Origin of the sequence: Marinobacterium sp. xm-d-579 (genome assembly GCF_013282935.1) — a bacterium.
In the GTDB taxonomy this organism is placed as follows: Bacteria; Pseudomonadota; Gammaproteobacteria; order Pseudomonadales; family Balneatricaceae; genus Marinobacterium_E.
The window spans coordinates 14,992-33,285 of record NZ_WBYP01000004.1 but is presented as its reverse complement, the minus strand read 5'-3'; the positions used below and the strand labels follow the sequence as shown (position 1 = coordinate 33,285).

Below are 18,294 nucleotides of genomic sequence, written 5' to 3'. Positions count from 1 at the left end.
GGGGTAACTCAGGTTGCCCCATTTTTAGTTTTAAGGGCAGCTTGCCCGCAGTTGGAATCAGAAAGAAATGAGCCAAGATATCCATTCGCAACGCATACTTATCCTAGATTTTGGATCGCAGTACACCCAGTTGATCGCACGTCGTGTTCGTGAAATCGGCGTCTACTCTGAGATCTATGCTTGGGATATGGACGAAGCTGACATTCGTGCCTTCAATCCAAAGGGTATCATCCTAGCCGGTGGCCCTGAGTCTGTGACTGAGTTGGATTCTCCACGTGCTCCACAGGTTGTTTTCGATCTAGGTGTTCCGGTTCTGGGTATCTGTTACGGCATGCAGACCATGGCAGAACAGCTTGGCGGTAAAGTGGCTTCGTCGGACGAGCGTGAATTCGGTTATGCACGTGTCCGTTTGATGGATAACGCAAGTCGTCTACTTGAAGGTATCGAAGATCATATGGCAAACAACGGTGTCATGTCGTTGGATGTCTGGATGAGCCACGGCGATAAGGTCGTTGAGTTACCTGAGGGTTTCTCAATCATCGCTGCGACTGAGTCAGCACCCGTTGCCGCTATGTGTGATCCTGCTCGTCAACTTTACGGCGTGCAGTTCCACCCAGAGGTGACTCATACGAAACAGGGTCTGCGTATTCTTGAGCGTTTTGTCCGTGACATCTGTGGTACTGAAGCACTTTGGACGCCGGCCAATATCATTGCGGATCTGGTTGAGCGTGTTCAAGCTCAGGTGGGTGACAATAAAGTATTGCTTGGCCTATCGGGAGGTGTCGATTCCTCTGTGGTTGCAGCGCTTCTGCATAAAGCGATCGGCGATAAGCTGACCTGTGTCTTTGTTGATAACGGTCTTCTTCGTAAGAACGAAGGCGATCAGGTCATGGAGATGTTTGCGAACAACATGGGTGTTCGTGTTATTCGTTCTGATTCTGAAGATCTTTTCTTGGGTCGTCTTAAAGGTGAAGCGGATCCTGAGAAGAAGCGTAAGATTATCGGTAATACCTTCATTGAAGTATTTGATGATGAGGCGGCTAAACTAACTGAGTGTCGCTTCTTGGCTCAGGGCACCATCTACCCGGATGTGATTGAGTCGGCTGCCTCGAAGACCGGCAAGGCGCATGTGATCAAGTCGCACCACAACGTGGGTGGTCTTCCTGAAGATATGGCATTTGAGTTGGTTGAGCCACTGCGTGAACTGTTTAAAGACGAAGTTCGCAAGATCGGTCTTGAACTGGGTCTTCCCTACGATATGGTCTACCGTCACCCCTTCCCAGGCCCTGGTCTCGGTGTTCGTATTTTGGGTGAAGTTAAGAAAGAGTATGCCGACATTCTTCGTGAAGCGGATGCGATCTTTATCGAAGAGCTGCATAAAGCGGATTGGTACCATAAAACGAGCCAAGCCTTTGCCGTATTCCTACCCGTTAAGTCGGTAGGGGTTGTGGGTGATGGCCGCCGTTACGAATGGGTGATTGCGATTCGCGCCGTTGAAACGATCGACTTCATGACCGCTCGCTGGGCTCACCTACCTTACGAGCTGCTAGAGACGGTCTCTAGCCGTATTATCAATGAAATTCCGCAGGTCTCTCGTGTGACATACGATGTTTCGAGCAAACCACCTGCAACCATTGAGTGGGAATAATCGATGTTTCTTTTAAGTTCAGGTGTTTTTCTCTGGTCATTAGCGCACCTTCTTAAGCGCATAGCACCCGCTTTTAGGGCCTCTTTAGGCAATCTTGGAAAAGGCCTGATCGCTGTTGCGATTCTGATCTCAGTGTTAATGATGGTGTTTGGTTATCAGCAAGTTGAGACGACTTACTACTGGGGTCGCAACCCCGCGATGGTGGGTATCAATAACCTGTTGATGCTGCTGGCTGTCTACCTACTGGTCGTTTCAGTCGTTAAAAGTGCATTGGCAAACCGTGTGCGTCATTTGCAACTGAGCGCTGTCAAAACCTGGGCGATTGCGCACTTGATGGTTAATGGTGACAGCGCGTCGTTTGTTCTGTTTGGTGGTCTGCTCGCTTGGGCCGTGATCAGCGTGATACTGATTAACAAAGCGGGTAAGCCTGAACTTGAAAAACGACCAACGAGTCTTGTTCGTGAACTGATTGCCGCCATCGTTACGGCTGTTCTGTTTGGTGCCATAGCCATGGCTCATATGAAACTGGGCTACCCAGTTTTTGGTTAAGGGTCGACTGAGCGTTTAGGGATGAAGCAGATGAAACCATTAATCTTTGGATATCTCATTTTAATGGTCTCTATGCTGCTTCAGTACCAGGTCATTTGGCCTGCTGAGGCTGTGTTGCTGTCTCACTGGTCAGAAGGTCCAGCCAGTCTTCTGTTTCTTCCTCATGGCATCAAAGCGCTGTTGATCGTTTTGGTCGGACCGATTGCGGTTTTACCTATCACTTTAGCTCATTTAACGACCGATATCCTGATCGGAGTCGATGCCGGAAGGATTCTCTTCTCTGCGTTTGTTAGCTCGGTTGTCATGTTAATACCGATGTTGATGTTTAACTACGTCTCGCAACGTCCACTCTTATCGGGTGTAATGGGATCAGGGTTCTCATTGCCTCAAATGACTCGGCTGACCTTCTCGGTTGGTTTGATTGCTGCACTTCTTAATGCATTGGCGAATGCGGCCTGGTATAGCGAGAGCGGTGTAACGCTTTTGGCGTTTCGATATTTAACGGGTGATCTGTTGGGTATATTCGTGGCTCTTCTGCTTTGGAGTCTATTGTCTCGAATTGCTCATAGAGTGAGTGATTAGTTGTGCTGCAGATTACGTTGTTTGCGCTACTCTCTGTTGGATTGCTTATCCAATATGAAGTGATCTTTCCGTTAGAGTCCTATCTACTGCCTGCTTCAGCGGCTAGCTTTCTTTATATTCCGCACGGCATTAAAACGGTGATGGTGGTGTTGTCTGGTTATCGAGCGCTTCTACCGATTTTTACCGCCCATCTTATGGCCTATGTGATATGGGCGGTTCCGACACCGTCGATCGCTTTAGATGCCCTAGTTAGTACACTGGTGATGTTTATTCCATTGGTTATTTGGAACTTTAATCGACTTGCACCACTGTTGGCGCCCCTGCCCATTGCTGACGACTCTAAATTGGTTCTGTTCAGAATTGTTCTGGCTGTCGCTTTTGTATCATCACTATTTAATGCACTTTTGCATACTCTACTGTTCACTAATGAGTCGATCGGACTGTTGTCGTTTAGATTTTTGGTAGGTGACTTGCTAGGTACTCTGCTCGCACTGACTCTGTTGATGCTGTCTAAGAAACACCTAGTGAATCTTATTAAGAAGCAGGTAAACTGACTTTTTAGTCAATTTCGCGATGTGGAATACCTTAGTTGATTGCTAGGTTTAATAAGTCTGCTATAATGCACAAGTTGATAGCAGTGAGAGGCTGTTAAGGCCGAAGTTCCTGCTGAATAATTAAAGGAACTCTGTATGAGCACTTTGAAATTTTATCTAGGTTTGATCAAGCTAATTGATTCAACCTCAAAAGAGCTGGGTTTGGATTCGTTGACTGATTCTGACCGTCAAGTTCTTAACATGCTTTGGGAAGTGGCTGATCAAAATACGGCTAAAGCCTCTCTTAGCTACGAAGTCTTTGCTGACTCTGCGATTGCAAAAGGGATTAAAGTCTCTCGCTCGCAATTCTTTAAGTCATTGAAAAAACTTGAAGATGTTGAGTTGATTAAGCGTGTTGAAGGGCCTCGTAGCTCTACTTACCAGCTGAAAGCTGAGTAATCGCTCGTTAAAAGCAAAACATCAGATTAAAGCTGCACACTGTGCGGCTTTTTTGTTTTTGGGGTGCAAGTTACCATAGGGTTTTAAAATTTAGGACGTAATGTGGACGATCAGTATTGGATGAGGCAGGCGCTTGAGCTAGCGGCGCAGGCGGGTGAGCACAACGAAGTGCCTGTGGGTGCAATTGTTGTCCTTGATGATCAAGTCATAGGTCGTGGCTTTAATCGTCCAATCAGCGGCTGTGATCCATCAGCACATGCAGAGATCCAAGCCCTCAGGGATGCTGCTAATCGTCTTGAGAACTATCGCCTTGTGGATGCAACGCTCTATGTAACGATCGAACCCTGTTCTATGTGTGCTGGTGCCATTGTGCACTCTCGTATCAAGCGATTGGTGTTCGGAGCCTTGGAGCCCAAAGCGGGGGTGGCAACTAGCCAAGCTCAATTTTTTGTTCAGCCTTGGCTCAATCATCGTGTGGAAGTGCAGGGTGGGTTACTGGCAGATGAGTGCTCATCAATGATCAGTGACTTCTTTGCACGCCGTCGAGATGAAAAGCGACAAGCCAGGCTCAACAAGTTTGGCGAGGCCTCTAATCCAGAGGTTTAAGTTTGATAGAACGGTTTTGATTCAACCGCCTGAACGGTTCAATGATCTGCGTATACTTTTGAATGTTGTTCACATAGGTGACGGGTTCACTACCGCGAGCCTCTCCATGACGGGTTTTGGCCGCAATCTCTGGATCTTCAAGTAGTGGTAAAAACTGCGCTACATCCTCCCACCTGTCAGCATTTTTGCCGCCACGTTGAGTCAGTATGCGAGCATCCTCTAGGTGTCCAAAGCCAACATTATAACCGGCCATGGCTAACCAAAGTCGTTCGGGCTCTGGAATACGATCAGGCACTTTTTCTTCCATTTTTCTCAGGTATTTTGCACCCCCGATGATGCTCTCTCTGGGGTCTGTTCTCTCCTCAACCCCCATCTCTTCTGCTGTCGCTTGCGAGAGCATCATGATGCCTCGCACGCCTGTGCTAGAAACGGCATCCTCATCCCAGTGCGACTCTTGATAGCCCACCGCGGCGAGAATGTGATGATCGAGCCCAACCAACTCGCCTGCTTCAACGAAGTAGGGGTTTAAAGGCTTATAGCGCTCCTCAAGTGCCATGCGAAAAGCGTGTGTCTCGACAAAGTTAAGGGGATTTTTGGGTGGGGTAGAGTCTCGGTTGAGCTGCTTAATCAGCCTCTTGGATTCGGGTTTTTCTAACCAATCGCTTACGGCTCGGTTTAGAGTTTGATCTTCACTTTTTAGCGAGTACCAAACAGCAGGAGCGTCGCTTTGGATCTCAAAGGCTTTTGCTAACTCGGGGTGATAGCTTTTCACCCGACTGAAAAGATCGGAAGGTACAACCGCGAAGGTGGCCTCCCTGTTCTGTAATAGGGTCATCAGGTCTAAATGATTGAGTTCCTCAAGAAGGTCAACTTCTATATCGGGTTTGATGCTGAGCAGTTGGGCCGCCTCGGCACTGCCATCCAAAGCAATAATGTTGCCCTCTTTGATATCAGCGAATGATTTAGGACGCTTGAATCCTTGGGTCTTTCTGTAGATAACCAGTGTGCGGCTGTCGCGATAGCTTGGATGGGGTTGGTATATCGACTCTCGAGATGGCGTTAGGTGAAGATTGGCAGCTGCAATATCGGCTCGACGATCACGCAAAGCCTGAAAAACATGTTGATGATCTTCCGCGATAATGAATTCGATACCGACACCTAGATGATCGGCAAAGTTTGTCGCCAGTTGATACTCAAAGCCTGTGCGAGTCTGATCAATATCGAGTGTGGATAGGGGGGCTGCAAGTGAAACGACACGTAGATAGCCTCTATCCGTTATCTGTTCGATCAGCGGTTTTCGGTTGGCACTGGTCAAGACAATCCAAACCGCCAGAAACAGAATGCCGGCAGTATAGATATACGGTCTTAATCTTGGTGCTTGTCGAAGGATAAACATTCGTATTGATTAGCTGCTAGCTCTCCCTAATTGCGTCAGTTTGCGCTAAAATTGCACGTTTTCCAACGCCTGATTCGCAGGATCACCAAGAGGCCTCTGAAACCATGCTCGTTTTGCGCGGAGCTCCAGCTCTTTCTGCCTTCCGTCACGCTAAGCTTTTTAACGCTGTTAGCCAAAAAGTTCCGTCAGTTACCGGACTTTATGCGGAGTTTGTTCACTTTGCCGATATGAACTCTGAGTTGAGTTCTGAGAAACACTCAATTCTTGAGCGTATCCTACGATATGGGCCAAAAGCGGATCAGCAAGATCCCAAAGGCAAACTTATTCTGGTTGTTCCTCGCCCAGGTACTATTTCACCTTGGTCTTCTAAAGCGACTGATATCGTACATAACTGTGGTTTGGATGCGATTGATCGTATTGAGCGCGGTACGGCGTTTTACGTTGAGAGTGCGGCAGAGCTAAGCGAGCAAGAGTTGAGCGATGTTCAGGCCGTGCTTCATGATCGCATGGTTGAAGCGGTCATGAGCGACCTAGAGCAAGCTAGCTCACTATTTAGACACGAACAGCCACGCGAAATGGGTCGTGTTGATATCCTGGGCGGTGGTCGTGAAGCCTTGGCTACCGCTAACCAAACATTGGGTCTAGCACTGGCTGAAGATGAGATCGATTACCTTGTCGATAGCTTCAAAGAACTAGGCCGTAACCCAGCTGACGTAGAGTTGATGATGTTTGCACAGGCGAACTCAGAGCACTGTCGTCACAAGATCTTCAATGCCTCTTGGGATATCGATGGAGAAGCGCAGCAGAAATCTCTGTTCGGTATGATCAAGAACACCAATGAGCTAGGCGGCGAAAAAGTTCTATCAGCGTACAAAGATAACGCGGCTGTTATCGAAGGTTGGCAGGCACCGCGTTTCTACCCGAACTCTGAATCTCAACAGTACGGCTACAATGATGAGCCTGTACATATCCTGATGAAGGTTGAGACCCACAACCACCCAACCGCTATTGCGCCTTTTTCGGGCTCTGCAACGGGTTCTGGCGGTGAAATTCGCGACGAAGGTGCAACAGGTCGTGGTGCTAAACCTAAAGCAGGTTTAACCGGCTTTACGGTCTCTGATCTAAACATTCCTGGTTTTGAGCAACCATGGGAGTCGAAATACGGTAAGCCTGAACGCATTGTGTCGCCACTCGATATCATGATCGAAGGTCCAATTGGTGGCGCGGCGTTCAATAACGAATTTGGTCGTCCAAACCTGAACGGTTATTTCCGCACCTTTGAACAATCGGTACCTGGCGCAAACGGTGAAGAGGTACGTGGATATCACAAACCGATCATGCTGGCCGGTGGTATGGGTAATATCCGTGCTGACCATGTTGAAAAAGGTGAGATCGAGGTTGGTTCTAAACTGATCTGTCTAGGCGGTCCTGCAATGTTGATCGGTCTCGGTGGTGGCGCTGCTTCCTCAATGAGTTCAGGCAGTTCATCAGCCGATCTTGATTTTGCGTCTGTTCAACGTGGCAACCCAGAGATGGAACGTCGCTGTCAGGAGGTTATTGACCGCTGTTGGCAGCTAGGTGAAGCCAACCCAATCGAGTTTATCCACGACGTAGGGGCAGGTGGTCTTTCGAACGCATTCCCAGAATTGGTAAAAGACGGTGGTCGTGGTGGTTACTTCCAGCTACGTAACGTCAACAACGATGAGCCAGGAATGGCTCCGCTAGAGATCTGGTGTAACGAAGCGCAAGAGCGTTATGTGATGTCGGTTAAACCGGCGGATCTTCCGCGTTTTGAAGAGATCTGTCAGCGTGAGCGTTGTCCTTATGCTGTAGTCGGTGAAGCGACAGAAGATCACCACCTCACTCTGAACGACACACACTTTGAAAATAAACCGGTTGATCTACCAATGAGCGTGCTCTTTGGTAAACCGCCTAAAATGCACCGTTCGGTTACTCGCGCACAGTACGAAGTGCCTGCGTTTGATAGCAGCAACATTAAACTGGCTGAAGCGGTTGAACGTGTTCTCAAGCTGCCAGCAGTTGCCTCTAAATCTTTCTTGATCACCATTGGTGACCGCTCGATTACTGGTCAGGTTGTTCGTGATCAGATGGTTGGACCTTGGCAGGTACCTGTTGCCGACTGTGCAGTAACCTCGACAGGCTTTGTCGGTTACACCGGTGAAGCGATGGCAATGGGTGAGCGTACACCACTGGCTGTGGTTGATGGCCCTGCATCTGGTCGTATGGCGATTGGTGAGACACTCACCAACCTTGCTGGCACACCGATTGAAGCCCTAAGTGATGTGAAGCTGTCAGCCAACTGGATGTGTGCTGCAGGTCACCCTGGTGAAGATGAGAAGCTGTACGATACCGTTCGCGCGGTAGGTATGGAGTTGTGTCCTGAACTGGGTATTACGATTCCAGTGGGTAAAGACTCGATGTCGATGCGTACTGTATGGCAGGATGCTGATGAGCAGAAATCTGTGACATCACCACTCTCATTGGTGATCTCTGGCTTTGCACCCGTCTCTGATGTTCGCCGTGTACTGACACCTGAGCTTCGCACGGATCAAGGTGAAACGGATCTGATCTTGTTGGATCTTGGGCAGGGTAAAAACCGCTTGGGCCTATCGGCACTAGCGCAGGTATTTAACGAAGTGGGCGCTGATGTTCCAGATCTTGATGATGCGGATCAGTTCTCTACCTTCTTTGCCGCCATTCAAGGCCTGAATGAGCAAGGTTTACTGCTGGCTTACCACGACCGTTCAGACGGTGGCCTCCTAGCGACCATTGCAGAGATGGCGTTTGCTGGTCGCACTGGTGTTGACTTGAGTTTAGATCTTCTAGCATCTGATAAGTCTGAAATTGCAGCGGCGCTGTTTGCGGAAGAGCTCGGTGCGGTCGTTCAGGTTAAGCGTGAAGATACAGAACAGGTACTGACTGAGTTGAATGCGGCTGGTATCGGTGAGATCGCATCAGTGGTTGGTGCTTTGAATCCTGATGATCTGTTGAACATCAGTTTCGATGATGAAGAGGTCTACTCTGAAAGCCGAGTGACACTGCAGCGTTGGTGGGCAGAGACCTCTTACCAGCTGCAATCGCTACGTGATAACTCAGACTGTGCCAAGCAGGAGTTTGACGCGCTGTTGGATGCTGAAGATCCTGGTCTGAATGCTGACCTTTCGTTCGATGTGAATGAAGATGTTGCCGCACCCTTTATCTCTACTGGGGTTCGTCCAGAGATGGCTGTTCTGCGTGAGCAGGGCGTTAATGGTCAAATTGAGATGGCTGCCGCGTTTGATCGCGCTGGCTTCAATACGGTTGATGTTCACATGAGTGACATCCTTGCGGGTCGTATTGAGCTGGATCGCTTCAAAGGCTTGGTCGCTTGTGGTGGTTTCTCTTACGGTGACGTACTGGGAGCAGGTGAAGGTTGGGCGAAATCGGTTCTGTTTAATGACCGTGCGCGTGATCAATTCAGTGCCTTCTTCGAGCGCCAAGACAGCTTCGCACTGGGTGTCTGTAACGGTTGTCAGATGCTCTCTAACCTACACGAACTGATTCCAGGTGCTGAGCTGTGGCCACACTTTGTGCGCAATGAGTCTGAGCAGTTTGAAGCTCGTGTGGCGATGGTTGAAGTGCAGAAATCGAACTCACTGTTCCTAGCGGGTATGGAAGGTTCGCGTATGCCAATCGCTGTTGCACACGGCGAAGGTCGCGCTGAATTTGCCGATGCGTCGCATCTGGCTAATCTAAGTGGTTCAGGTACCGTGGCGTTGCGTTATGTAAATAACCGCGGCGAATTGACGCAGAACTACCCAGCGAACCCGAACGGTTCACCAGAGGGGATTACCGGTGTTACCTCTGCCGACGGTCGTGTCACCATCATGATGCCTCACCCAGAGCGAGTGTTCCGTGCCGTACAGAACTCTTGGGCTCCAGATCATTGGAGTGAAGATGGTGCATGGATGCGTATGTTCCGTAATGCACGTAAGTGGGTTGGCTAAGCCACCCACTGTTAGCCACTCAATTTAGAGTGTCGAACGCATAAAAAAGGCGACCTAATGGTCGCCTTTCTTCTATCTTTTTTCTGACTATTCGAACAGTCCGAAGGTGATGCGATCGAATAGAGAACGCTCCTCATCTGCTTGCTCTGATGTGTCAGTCGCCTCTGTCGCTGGCGCTTCATCGGCACGCACCGGTTGAGCCAGTGAGCTGGTTGGTTGAATCGGCTCCGCCAGTTCTGTCCCTTCACCGAGCAGGCCAAAGCTTGCGGTGTAGATCAGATCATTGCGTGGTGCTTTGAATGAGCGAACCTGGTAGTCAGGGAAGTTGGTTGCCAAGACAGTACTCGCATCAGCGGCCAGTTCAGTCAGTCCAAGCTCAGTGTAAGCTTCTGCCATGATTGCCAAGGCATCCGGTGTTGCCGGAGTCTCTTGTAGGTTCTCAACCACGTAACGACCACGGTTTGCGGCTGCCAGCCATGCTTGACGTTTCATGTAGTAGAGTGCGACGTGGATTTCGTAGGTGGCTAGACGGTTTTTGAGGTACTGCATACGACGTTGCGCGTCGGCGGCGTACTCGCTGTCTGGGAAGCGGTTAATCAAGGTTGTAAAACTGTCGAACGAGTCGCGTGCTGCACCTGGATCACGCTGAGCCACATCAATGGGTAGGTATTTAGCAAAGAAAGAGCGCTCGGCTTCAAAGGCGCTTAACCCTTTCATGTAGTAGGCGTAGTCGACGTTGTCGTGATTAGGGTGTAGACGAATGAATCGATCGGCTGCGGCTGCAGCAGAGGTGTTTTGGTTCATTCTAAAGTGTGCGTAGATCAACTCTAGCTGTGACTGTTCAGAGTAACGGCCAAATGGGTAGCGCGCTTCAAGAAGTTGTAGTTTCTCGATCGCGAGCTGGTTATTGCCCGCATCAATTGCACTTAGCGCCTCTTCATAGAGCTGCTCCTCAGGAACATCTGGCTCTATTTTCTCCCCATTGCTACTACAACCCACCAGTAGGGTGGCAGCGAAAAGAGCGGGAATCAGTCGGTTAAAACGCATGTTTACATCCTAATCTATATACAGCGGTTCAGCGCTGCGATCTCTATTGAGATATACTATTCAATATTCCTTATTTAAACACAGAGCTTAGCTCACCAAAACACTCTTAGAGCCAGATAGAGCAATAATGTCAGAACATATTCACCTTGAAGCCGTTGTACCCGATGAACTCTACGGTAAACGACTCGATCAAGCCGTTGCGCAGATCTTTCCCGACTACTCCCGTTCACGCCTGCAGGGGTGGATAAAAGAGGGGGAGTTGACCGTTGATGGCAAAGTGCTGCGTACGCGCGACAAGCTGACCGGTGGTGAAAAGATTGTCGTCGACGCTCAAATCGCAGTCATTGAAGAGCATAAGGGTGAGGATATCCCGCTCGATATCGTGTTTGAAGATGAACACATTCTTGTGCTGAACAAACCCTCGGGTTTGGTGGTACACCCTGCGTCGGGTCATGCCGAAGGAACACTGTTGAATGCTCTGTTGCATCACGCCCCAGAGGTAGCTCAGGTACCGCGGGCCGGTATTGTGCATCGCCTTGACCGTGAAACCACTGGCCTGATGGTTGTGGCTAAAACGATTCAAGCGCAAACAGATCTGGTTGAGCAGCTACAAGAGCGTTCGATGGGTCGCGAATACGAAGCGGTTGTTCAGGGTGTCATGATTGGTGGTGGTACCGTTGATGAGCCGATGGGTCGACACAGTAAGAACCGTCTTAAAATGGCGGTTGTGGGGCTGGGTAAAGAGGCGATCACACACTACCGCGTGTTGAAGAAGTTTCGTTCACACACTCACATTCGCCTGAAGCTGGAGACAGGTCGTACGCACCAGATTCGCGTTCACATGGCGCACATTAAATATCCATTGGTCGGCGATCCACTCTACGGTGGTCGTTTCCGTCTGCCAAAGAACTGCAGCGAGCGTATGGTGCAGACGTTGAAAGGGTTTCGTCGCCAAGCGCTGCATGCGAAAAAGTTGGAGCTTTGGCACCCTTACACCGGTGAACACTGCAGCTGGGAGATCGATCTTCCAGACGATATGCAGCGCCTGCTGAGCGTTCTTGATAAAGATGCGACGAAATACGATTACGAGCTATGAACTTAATCTGGGCTGACTGGCCGGCACCGCCGAACATTAAAGCACTCTGTACGACGCGCCAGGGTGGTGTCAGCTCAGCGCCGTTTGATCAGCTTAATTTAGGTGATCACGTTGGGGATGACCCCCAAGCCGTTTTGGATAACCGTCAGTCTCTTCTGAATTCACTCTCTCTAGTGAAACCGGCACAGTGGCTGAAGCAGGTTCACGGTGTTGAAGTGGTTGAGGCGTTCCCAGATCAACAGATTCGTCAAGCGGACGCCTGCTACACAACAGAGGCGGGCGTTGCGTGCGTCATCATGACGGCAGACTGCTTGCCTGTACTATTTACTAATCGATCAGGTAGCAAAGTGGCAGCTGCGCATGCCGGCTGGCGTGGTTTAGCGGAAGGTGTGTTAGAGCAGACTCTTTCGCAGTTTGATGATCCGTCTGAGGTCATGGTGTGGATGGGGCCGGCGATTGGTCCCGATGCGTTTGAAGTGGGTCAGGAGGTGTATGACCGTTTCGTCGACGATCTGGCCCAGTCGCCTGACGCGTTTAAGCCCAGCCCCTCGCATAATGAACGCTGGATGGCCGATATCTACCGCCTAGCTCGATTGCGTCTAAACAGAGCCGGTGTTCGCCAGATTTTTGGCGGCGGTTTATGTACTTACACCGATTCAGAGCGCTTTTTCTCTTACCGTCGCCAAGCTCAAACGGGGCGTATGGCTAGCCTAATTTGGATGGACGATGATGAATAGCTCCGGTTTGGCTGGGCTCGGTATTACCCATCCTATTATTCAGGCGCCGATGGCGGGTGTGTCGACACCTGAACTGGCCGCGGCGGTCTCTAATGCAGGGGCGTTGGGCTCTATTGCGGTTGGAGCTGTTAATGCTGATACCGCGCGTCAATTGATCCAGAGAACGCGGGCTTTGACGGATCAACCGTTCAACGTCAATCTGTTTTGCCATCAGCAACCTCAGCGTAGTGCTCAGGTCGAGCAAGCGTGGATTGAGCGCCTAACTCCGCATTTTGATCGTTTCGGCGCGAATCCACCCGCTCAATTGAATGAGATCTACCTAAGCTTCCTAGATGATCCCAATATGTTGGCGGTGCTGTTAGAAGAGCAGCCTGCGGTTGTCAGCTTTCACTTTGGTCTGCCCGAGGCCGCTTGGATTAAGCAGTTACAAAACAGGGGTGTCCTGACGCTGGCCTGTGTCACCTCGTTGAGCGAAGCGCAGTTAGCGATTGCGGCGGGTGTTGATGCTTTGGTGGCTCAGGGTGTTGAGGCAGGTGGGCATCGCGGTCTCTTCGATCCTCACCAGGATTCACGGCTAATGACAATGGATCTGGTCACTCAGTTGGCCTCTTTTGTTGAACAGCCAATTATTGCCGCAGGCGGCATTATGACAGGGGCTGATATTGCCGCCGCGTTGAGTGCTGGCGCTGTGGCTGTACAGATGGGGACAGCCTTTGTGCTCTGCCCTGAATCTTCGGCCAATGCTGGATATCGAGCCAATCTATGTCGTGGCGCTTCGGTTAACACCGAGATCACATCAGCCATCTCCGGTCGACCGGCTCGCGGCATTATCAATCGAGCGCACACCGAGATTGAGCCTGACAACAGAGCGGATATTCCCGATTACCCTCTGACCTATGATGCGATGAAGCAGTTGGCTACAGCTGCTGCTGCACAGGGCGATGAGGGGTATGCCGCACACTGGGCTGGCACGGGTGCTGGGTTGGCGAGATCCATGCCCGCTGCGCAGCTGGTCGAGACTCTCGTGTCAGAGCTGCAAGCCTCACTCAACTCATAAAATCCGATAATCAGATTGCCTAATTTTTAGTAGTCGATATATACTGTTTATCCATACAGTATATATCGATTGATTAGGTATTAACGATGGCGATTACGCAGATAGCTGATGCGGTCGATCTTACCGCTGACCATTTAAAAATTCCTTTCTATACAGAGAGTGTTCCGGCTGGGTTTCCATCACCGGCTCAAGATTATATTGATAAGACGTTGAGTCTTAATGAGCTCTGCATTAAGCACCCCAATGCCACCTATTTCGTCCGTGTCGATGGTGACTCTATGGACGGTGTGGGTATCTACAAGGGGGATGTCTTGGTGGTCGATCGATCGCTGACCGCTCAGCATGGTGACGTGGTGATTGCCAGTGTCAGCGGTGAGATGACGGTGAAGACGCTGCAGCTACGTCCACGCGTGCGTCTGGTTCCACAGAATCGACGCTACTCGCCCATCGAGTTAAAAGAGGGGAGTGAGTTGCAAGTGTTTGGTGTGGTGGTCAGTGTTGTCAGGGTGTTGAAGTAGTGTCGCAAGTGATCGCGCTGGTCGATTGCAATAACTTCTATGTCTCTTGCGAGCGGCTGTTTCGTCCAGACCTGCAGGGCGTGCCGATGGTGGTGCTCTCTAATAATGATGGTTGTGCTGTTGCGCGCAGTGCCGAGGTGAAAGCCCTAGGCGTCAAAATGGGGGTACCTCGGTTTCAGATTGAAGAGCTGATAGAGCAACACGGTATCTGCACCTTCTCGTCAAACTACACACTCTACGGCGATATCTCTGCGCGTGTTATGAATACGCTGGAATCGATCGCCCCGCGAGTGTTTGTCTACTCAATCGACGAAGCTTTTATGGATCTGTCGGGGCTGCAGAAAAACTACTCACTGTTGGAGTTTGGTCGTTTCACTAAAAGCAAAGTGGAGAAAGAGGTTGGTATACCGGTATGCGTTGGCATATCGACCACTAAAACCTTGGCGAAGTTGGCCAATCAGGGGGCTAAAAAGTACCTCTCTACGGGCGGTGTGGTTGATCTAACCGAGGTCGAACGACAGCGTAAGCTGATGGCAATGACCGAGGTGGGTGATGTCTGGGGTGTTGGACGTCGTATCAGTCAACGTCTGGAGTCGATGGGCGTTAAGAGTGCATTAGATCTTGCCGATGCTGACCCTAAATGGATACGAAAACACTTCTCTGTCGTGTTGGAACGGACGGTGTCTGAACTCAACGGGGTCTCTTGTATCCCCTTTGACGATACCCCGCCGGTCAAGAAGCAGATTGTCGTGTCGCGCTCCTTTGGTGAACGCATCACCGAGCTAGCGGAGATGCGCAAAGCGATTGCCGGTTTTATTACTCGTGCTGCAGAGAAGCTGCGTAAAGAGGGGCAGGTGGCTCAGCATCTGCAGGTCTTTTTGCGCACCAGTCCGTTTGCAAAGAGTCAGCCGCAGTATGCCAACTCCACCAGCGAACGACTGGTGGAGCCAACGGATGATACGCGACAGCTATTGGCCGCTTCGATGCGCCTGATAGAGCGTATCTGGTTAAGTGGTTATCAGTTTGCCAAAGCGGGTGTGATGTTGAGCGACTTTTACGATCCAAAGCTTCAGCAGCAGACGCTATTTTGTGCGGACGGGGAGAGTCGCAGTGAAGCGTTGATGACCACCCTGGATCAGATTAACTATAAAACAGGTCGTGTACAGTTTGCCCGTCGTATCGATCGGAATCCTTGGGATATGAAGCGTGAAATGCTCTCTCCGCGTTACACCACCAGTTGGTTAGAGTTACCGCGAGTCAAATAGAGAGGTGTTAAATAGTTAAAATAATGTCGTAAAAGTTTCATTAAACCCCTTGAAATAGTCAGACTTACCCTCACATAAAAGATAGAAACATTCATTGGCCTTGCTTCGGGAGGCCGCTATCAGTGGAGGCTAAGATGCGCCCAGATAAATTTACTTCAAAATTGCAGGAAGCACTGTCAGATGCTCAGTCATTGGCCGTCGGTAAGGATCACAATCAGATTGAACCTATCCACCTGCTCGCTGCGTTGATCGATCAGCGTGGTGGATCAATTCGTCCCCTGCTCAAGCAGGCTGGTACGGAACTGCCGCAATTAACCCGTAAAGTGGGTGAGGCGCTTGAACGACTGCCGGTGGTCAGTTCGCCCGATGGTGATATTCGCCTATCTCAAGATATGGCTCGTCTATTCAATCTAACCGACAAACTCGCTCAGCAGCGCGGCGATCAGTTCGTGGCGAGTGAGCTCGTCATACTGGCTATGCTGAGTGATAAAGGTGATGCCGGGAAAGTCTTGCAGGCTGCGGGTCTTACACAAGAGAAGCTGGTTGAAGCGATTAATGCGGTAAGGGGAGGTGAAGCGGTGATGGATCCTAATGCAGAAGAGAGCCGTCAAGCTCTGGATAAATACTGTGTTGATTTAACAGAGCGGGCAGAGAGCGGCAAGCTTGATCCGGTGATTGGGCGCGATGATGAGATTCGTCGCACCATTCAAGTGCTCCAGCGTCGCACGAAAAACAATCCGGTACTGATTGGTGAGCCGGGCGTAGGTAAAACCGCCATCGTTGAGGGCCTCGCGCAACGGATCATCAACGGCGAAGTGCCAGAGGGGCTGAAACATAAGCGAGTGCTGTCGCTCGATATGGGATCTCTAATAGCCGGTGCAAAGTTCCGCGGTGAATTCGAGGAGCGATTGAAGGCGGTCCTTAATGAGCTCTCTAAGCAGGAAGGGCAAATCATTCTGTTTATCGATGAGCTTCACACCATGGTCGGTGCCGGTAAGGGCGACGGTGCGATGGATGCCGGTAACATGCTGAAGCCTGCATTAGCACGCGGTGAGCTGCACTGTGTGGGCGCGACTACTCTGGATGAGTATCGTCAGTATGTAGAGAAGGACGCAGCGCTTGAGCGTCGCTTCCAGAAGGTGATTGTTGATGAGCCGAGTGAAGAGGATACGATTGCGATTCTACGTGGTCTTAAAGAGCGCTACGAAGTACACCACGGCGTCGACATCACTGATTCTGCGATCATCGCGTCTGCAAAGCTGAGTCAACGCTACATCACCGATCGTCAGTTGCCTGATAAAGCGATCGATCTGATCGATGAGGCGGCATCCCGTATCCGTATGGAGATGGACTCCAAACCGGAAGAGATGGACCGTCTGGAGCGTCGTCTAATTCAGTTGAAGATGGAGCGTGAGGCGCTGAAAAAAGAGAAGGATTCAGCGGCTAAAAAACGCTTAGAAGAGCTCGAAGAGACCATCAGTGCTCTAGAGAAAGAGTACTCAGATCTAGAAGAGATCTGGAAGGCGGATAAAGCGGTACTGCAGGGTTCTCAGCAGATTAAAGAGCAGTTAGACCAGGCCCGTATCGAGATGGAGCAGGCACGTCGTGCAGGCGATCTGGCGAAAATGTCAGAGATACAGTACGGCAAGATTCCAGAGTTAGAGGCGCAATTGCAAGCGGCCGATAGTGAAGATGAAGCCGAGGCTCAAACGGAGTTGTTGCGCAATAAAGTCACCGAAGAGGAGGTGGCTGAAGTGGTCTCACGCTGGACCGGTATTCCAGTCAATAAAATGCTCGAGGGCGAGCGTGACAAACTGCTGCGCATGGAGCAAGAGCTGCACAAGCGAGTCGTCGGTCAGGGTGAGGCGGTTGAAGCCGTCTCGAATGCGGTGCGCCGCTCAAGAGCAGGTCTGGCTGATCCGAATCGCCCGAACGGTAGCTTCCTATTTTTAGGCCCTACTGGTGTTGGTAAAACTGAGCTGTGTAAAGCGCTAGCCAGCTATCTGTTTGATACCGAAGAGGCGATGGTGCGCATCGACATGTCAGAGTTCATGGAGAAACATTCGGTTGCTCGATTGATTGGTGCACCTCCAGGCTATGTAGGTTATGAAGAGGGCGGTTATCTAACCGAAGCGGTTCGTCGCAAGCCTTACTCAGTCCTACTGTTAGACGAGGTCGAAAAGGCGCATCCCGATGTCTTCAATATCCTGTTGCAGGTGTTAGAAGATGGTCGTTTGACTGATGGTCAGGGTCGTACCGTCGATTTCCGCAATACCATCGTGGTGATGACCTCGAACCTAGGCTCGGATCTGATCGCGGGTTACAGCGATGATCAGGATTATGAGCAGATGAAAGGTGCGGTCATGGAAGTGGTGGGTACCCACTTTAGACCGGAAGTGATCAACCGTATCGACGAAGTTGTCGTGTTCCACAGCTTGCGCAAAGAGCAGGTGGCAGGCATCGCAACCATTCAGTTGGAGCGTCTGCGTAAACGCCTTGCTGAGCATGATCTGGGACTCAAGTTGACATCAACGGCCATGGATAAGTTGGTGGAGGTCGGTTTTGAGCCAATTTATGGTGCAAGGCCACTCAAACGTGCGATTCAGCAGTGGATCGAAAACCCATTGGCGCAGCGTCTATTGGCAGGCGACTTCATGCCTGGAGCTGAAATTGCGGTCGATGTGGCGGACGGTGAATTCACCTTCCGCTAGCTCTACTACGGTGCTAAATCGGGGTCTGGCCTTCTGTCAGACCCCGTTATTGTGAAACCGCTATTTAAACCGCTATCATTGCG

General features: G+C 50.5%; 15 protein-coding genes. 13 read left to right on the top strand and 2 right to left on the bottom strand.

Annotated elements, in window-relative coordinates; all coding sequences use genetic code 11:
• The first annotated feature begins 67 nt into the window (after positions 1–67).
• From guaA to tadA, 6 genes are all read left to right on the top strand, one after another.
• Positions 68–1,648: a glutamine-hydrolyzing GMP synthase gene (guaA, locus tag XMD579_RS09225; protein ID WP_173481198.1), complete on the top strand. Its 1,581-nt coding sequence runs from the start codon at positions 68–70 to the stop codon at positions 1,646–1,648.
• Between the two features lie 3 nt (positions 1,649–1,651).
• Positions 1,652–2,197: an NnrU family protein gene (locus XMD579_RS09220; RefSeq protein ID WP_173506275.1), complete on the top strand. Its 546-nt coding sequence runs from the start codon at positions 1,652–1,654 to the stop codon at positions 2,195–2,197.
• Between the two features lie 30 nt (positions 2,198–2,227).
• The gene (locus XMD579_RS09215) at positions 2,228–2,779 is read left to right on the top strand and encodes a hypothetical protein (protein WP_173481196.1); all 552 of its coding nucleotides are present in this window, start codon (positions 2,228–2,230) and stop codon (positions 2,777–2,779) included.
• 2 nt (positions 2,780–2,781) lie between these two features.
• On the top strand, positions 2,782–3,333 hold the full coding sequence (locus tag XMD579_RS09210) for a hypothetical protein (protein ID WP_173494915.1): 552 nt from the start codon (positions 2,782–2,784) through the stop codon (positions 3,331–3,333).
• A gap of 135 nt (positions 3,334–3,468) precedes the next feature.
• Positions 3,469–3,771 carry a hypothetical protein gene (locus XMD579_RS09205; RefSeq protein WP_173483010.1) on the top strand — a complete coding sequence of 101 codons (303 nt, stop codon included), beginning with the start codon at positions 3,469–3,471 and terminating at the stop codon, positions 3,769–3,771.
• Between the two features lie 102 nt (positions 3,772–3,873).
• On the top strand, positions 3,874–4,377 hold the full coding sequence (gene tadA, locus XMD579_RS09200) for a tRNA adenosine(34) deaminase TadA (protein WP_371731755.1): 504 nt from the start codon (positions 3,874–3,876) through the stop codon (positions 4,375–4,377).
• On the opposite strand, the gene mltF is transcribed toward tadA, so the two are convergent.
• Complete coding sequence (mltF, locus tag XMD579_RS09195; RefSeq protein WP_173506274.1) at positions 4,361–5,773, bottom strand: membrane-bound lytic murein transglycosylase MltF; 1,413 nt, start codon at positions 5,771–5,773, stop codon at positions 4,361–4,363. The genes tadA and mltF overlap by 17 nt on opposite strands.
• A gap of 104 nt (positions 5,774–5,877) precedes the next feature.
• Between mltF and purL the strand changes: the two genes are divergently transcribed.
• Positions 5,878–9,780 carry a phosphoribosylformylglycinamidine synthase gene (gene purL / locus XMD579_RS09190; protein ID WP_173483008.1) on the top strand — a complete coding sequence of 1,301 codons (3,903 nt, stop codon included), beginning with the start codon at positions 5,878–5,880 and terminating at the stop codon, positions 9,778–9,780.
• An 87-nt stretch (positions 9,781–9,867) separates the two neighbouring features.
• Here purL and XMD579_RS09185 read toward each other — a convergent pair whose 3' ends face one another.
• On the bottom strand, positions 9,868–10,827 hold the full coding sequence (locus tag XMD579_RS09185) for an outer membrane protein assembly factor BamD (protein ID WP_173481191.1): 960 nt from the start codon (positions 10,825–10,827) through the stop codon (positions 9,868–9,870).
• A 127-nt stretch (positions 10,828–10,954) separates the two neighbouring features.
• On the opposite strand from XMD579_RS09185, the gene rluD reads away from it, so the two are divergent.
• The 6 genes from rluD to clpB all read left to right on the top strand — a co-directional run bounded on the left by rluD (position 10,955) and on the right by clpB (position 18,211).
• Entirely contained in the window at positions 10,955–11,923 is a 969-nt protein-coding gene (rluD, locus tag XMD579_RS09180) for a 23S rRNA pseudouridine(1911/1915/1917) synthase RluD (protein WP_173483007.1), read from the top strand.
• Entirely contained in the window at positions 11,920–12,660 is a 741-nt protein-coding gene (gene pgeF, locus XMD579_RS09175; RefSeq protein WP_173483006.1) for a peptidoglycan editing factor PgeF, read from the top strand. Before rluD ends, pgeF begins: the two co-directional genes overlap by 4 nt.
• Positions 12,650–13,717, top strand: a complete 1,068-nt coding sequence (locus XMD579_RS09170) for a nitronate monooxygenase family protein (protein ID WP_217364116.1) — start codon at positions 12,650–12,652, stop codon at positions 13,715–13,717. Before pgeF ends, XMD579_RS09170 begins: the two co-directional genes overlap by 11 nt.
• 86 nt (positions 13,718–13,803) lie before the next feature.
• The gene (gene umuD, locus XMD579_RS09165) at positions 13,804–14,235 is read left to right on the top strand and encodes a translesion error-prone DNA polymerase V autoproteolytic subunit (protein WP_173481187.1); all 432 of its coding nucleotides are present in this window, start codon (positions 13,804–13,806) and stop codon (positions 14,233–14,235) included.
• Positions 14,235–15,500 (top strand): translesion error-prone DNA polymerase V subunit UmuC, encoded by a 1,266-nt coding sequence (gene umuC, locus XMD579_RS09160; RefSeq protein ID WP_371815201.1) that lies wholly within the window; start codon positions 14,235–14,237, stop codon positions 15,498–15,500. The genes umuD and umuC overlap by 1 nt, the downstream gene beginning before the upstream one ends.
• Positions 15,501–15,634: 134 nt before the next feature.
• Complete coding sequence (gene clpB, locus XMD579_RS09155) at positions 15,635–18,211, top strand: ATP-dependent chaperone ClpB (RefSeq protein WP_173506273.1); 2,577 nt, start codon at positions 15,635–15,637, stop codon at positions 18,209–18,211.
• Positions 18,212–18,294 lie beyond the last annotated feature (83 nt).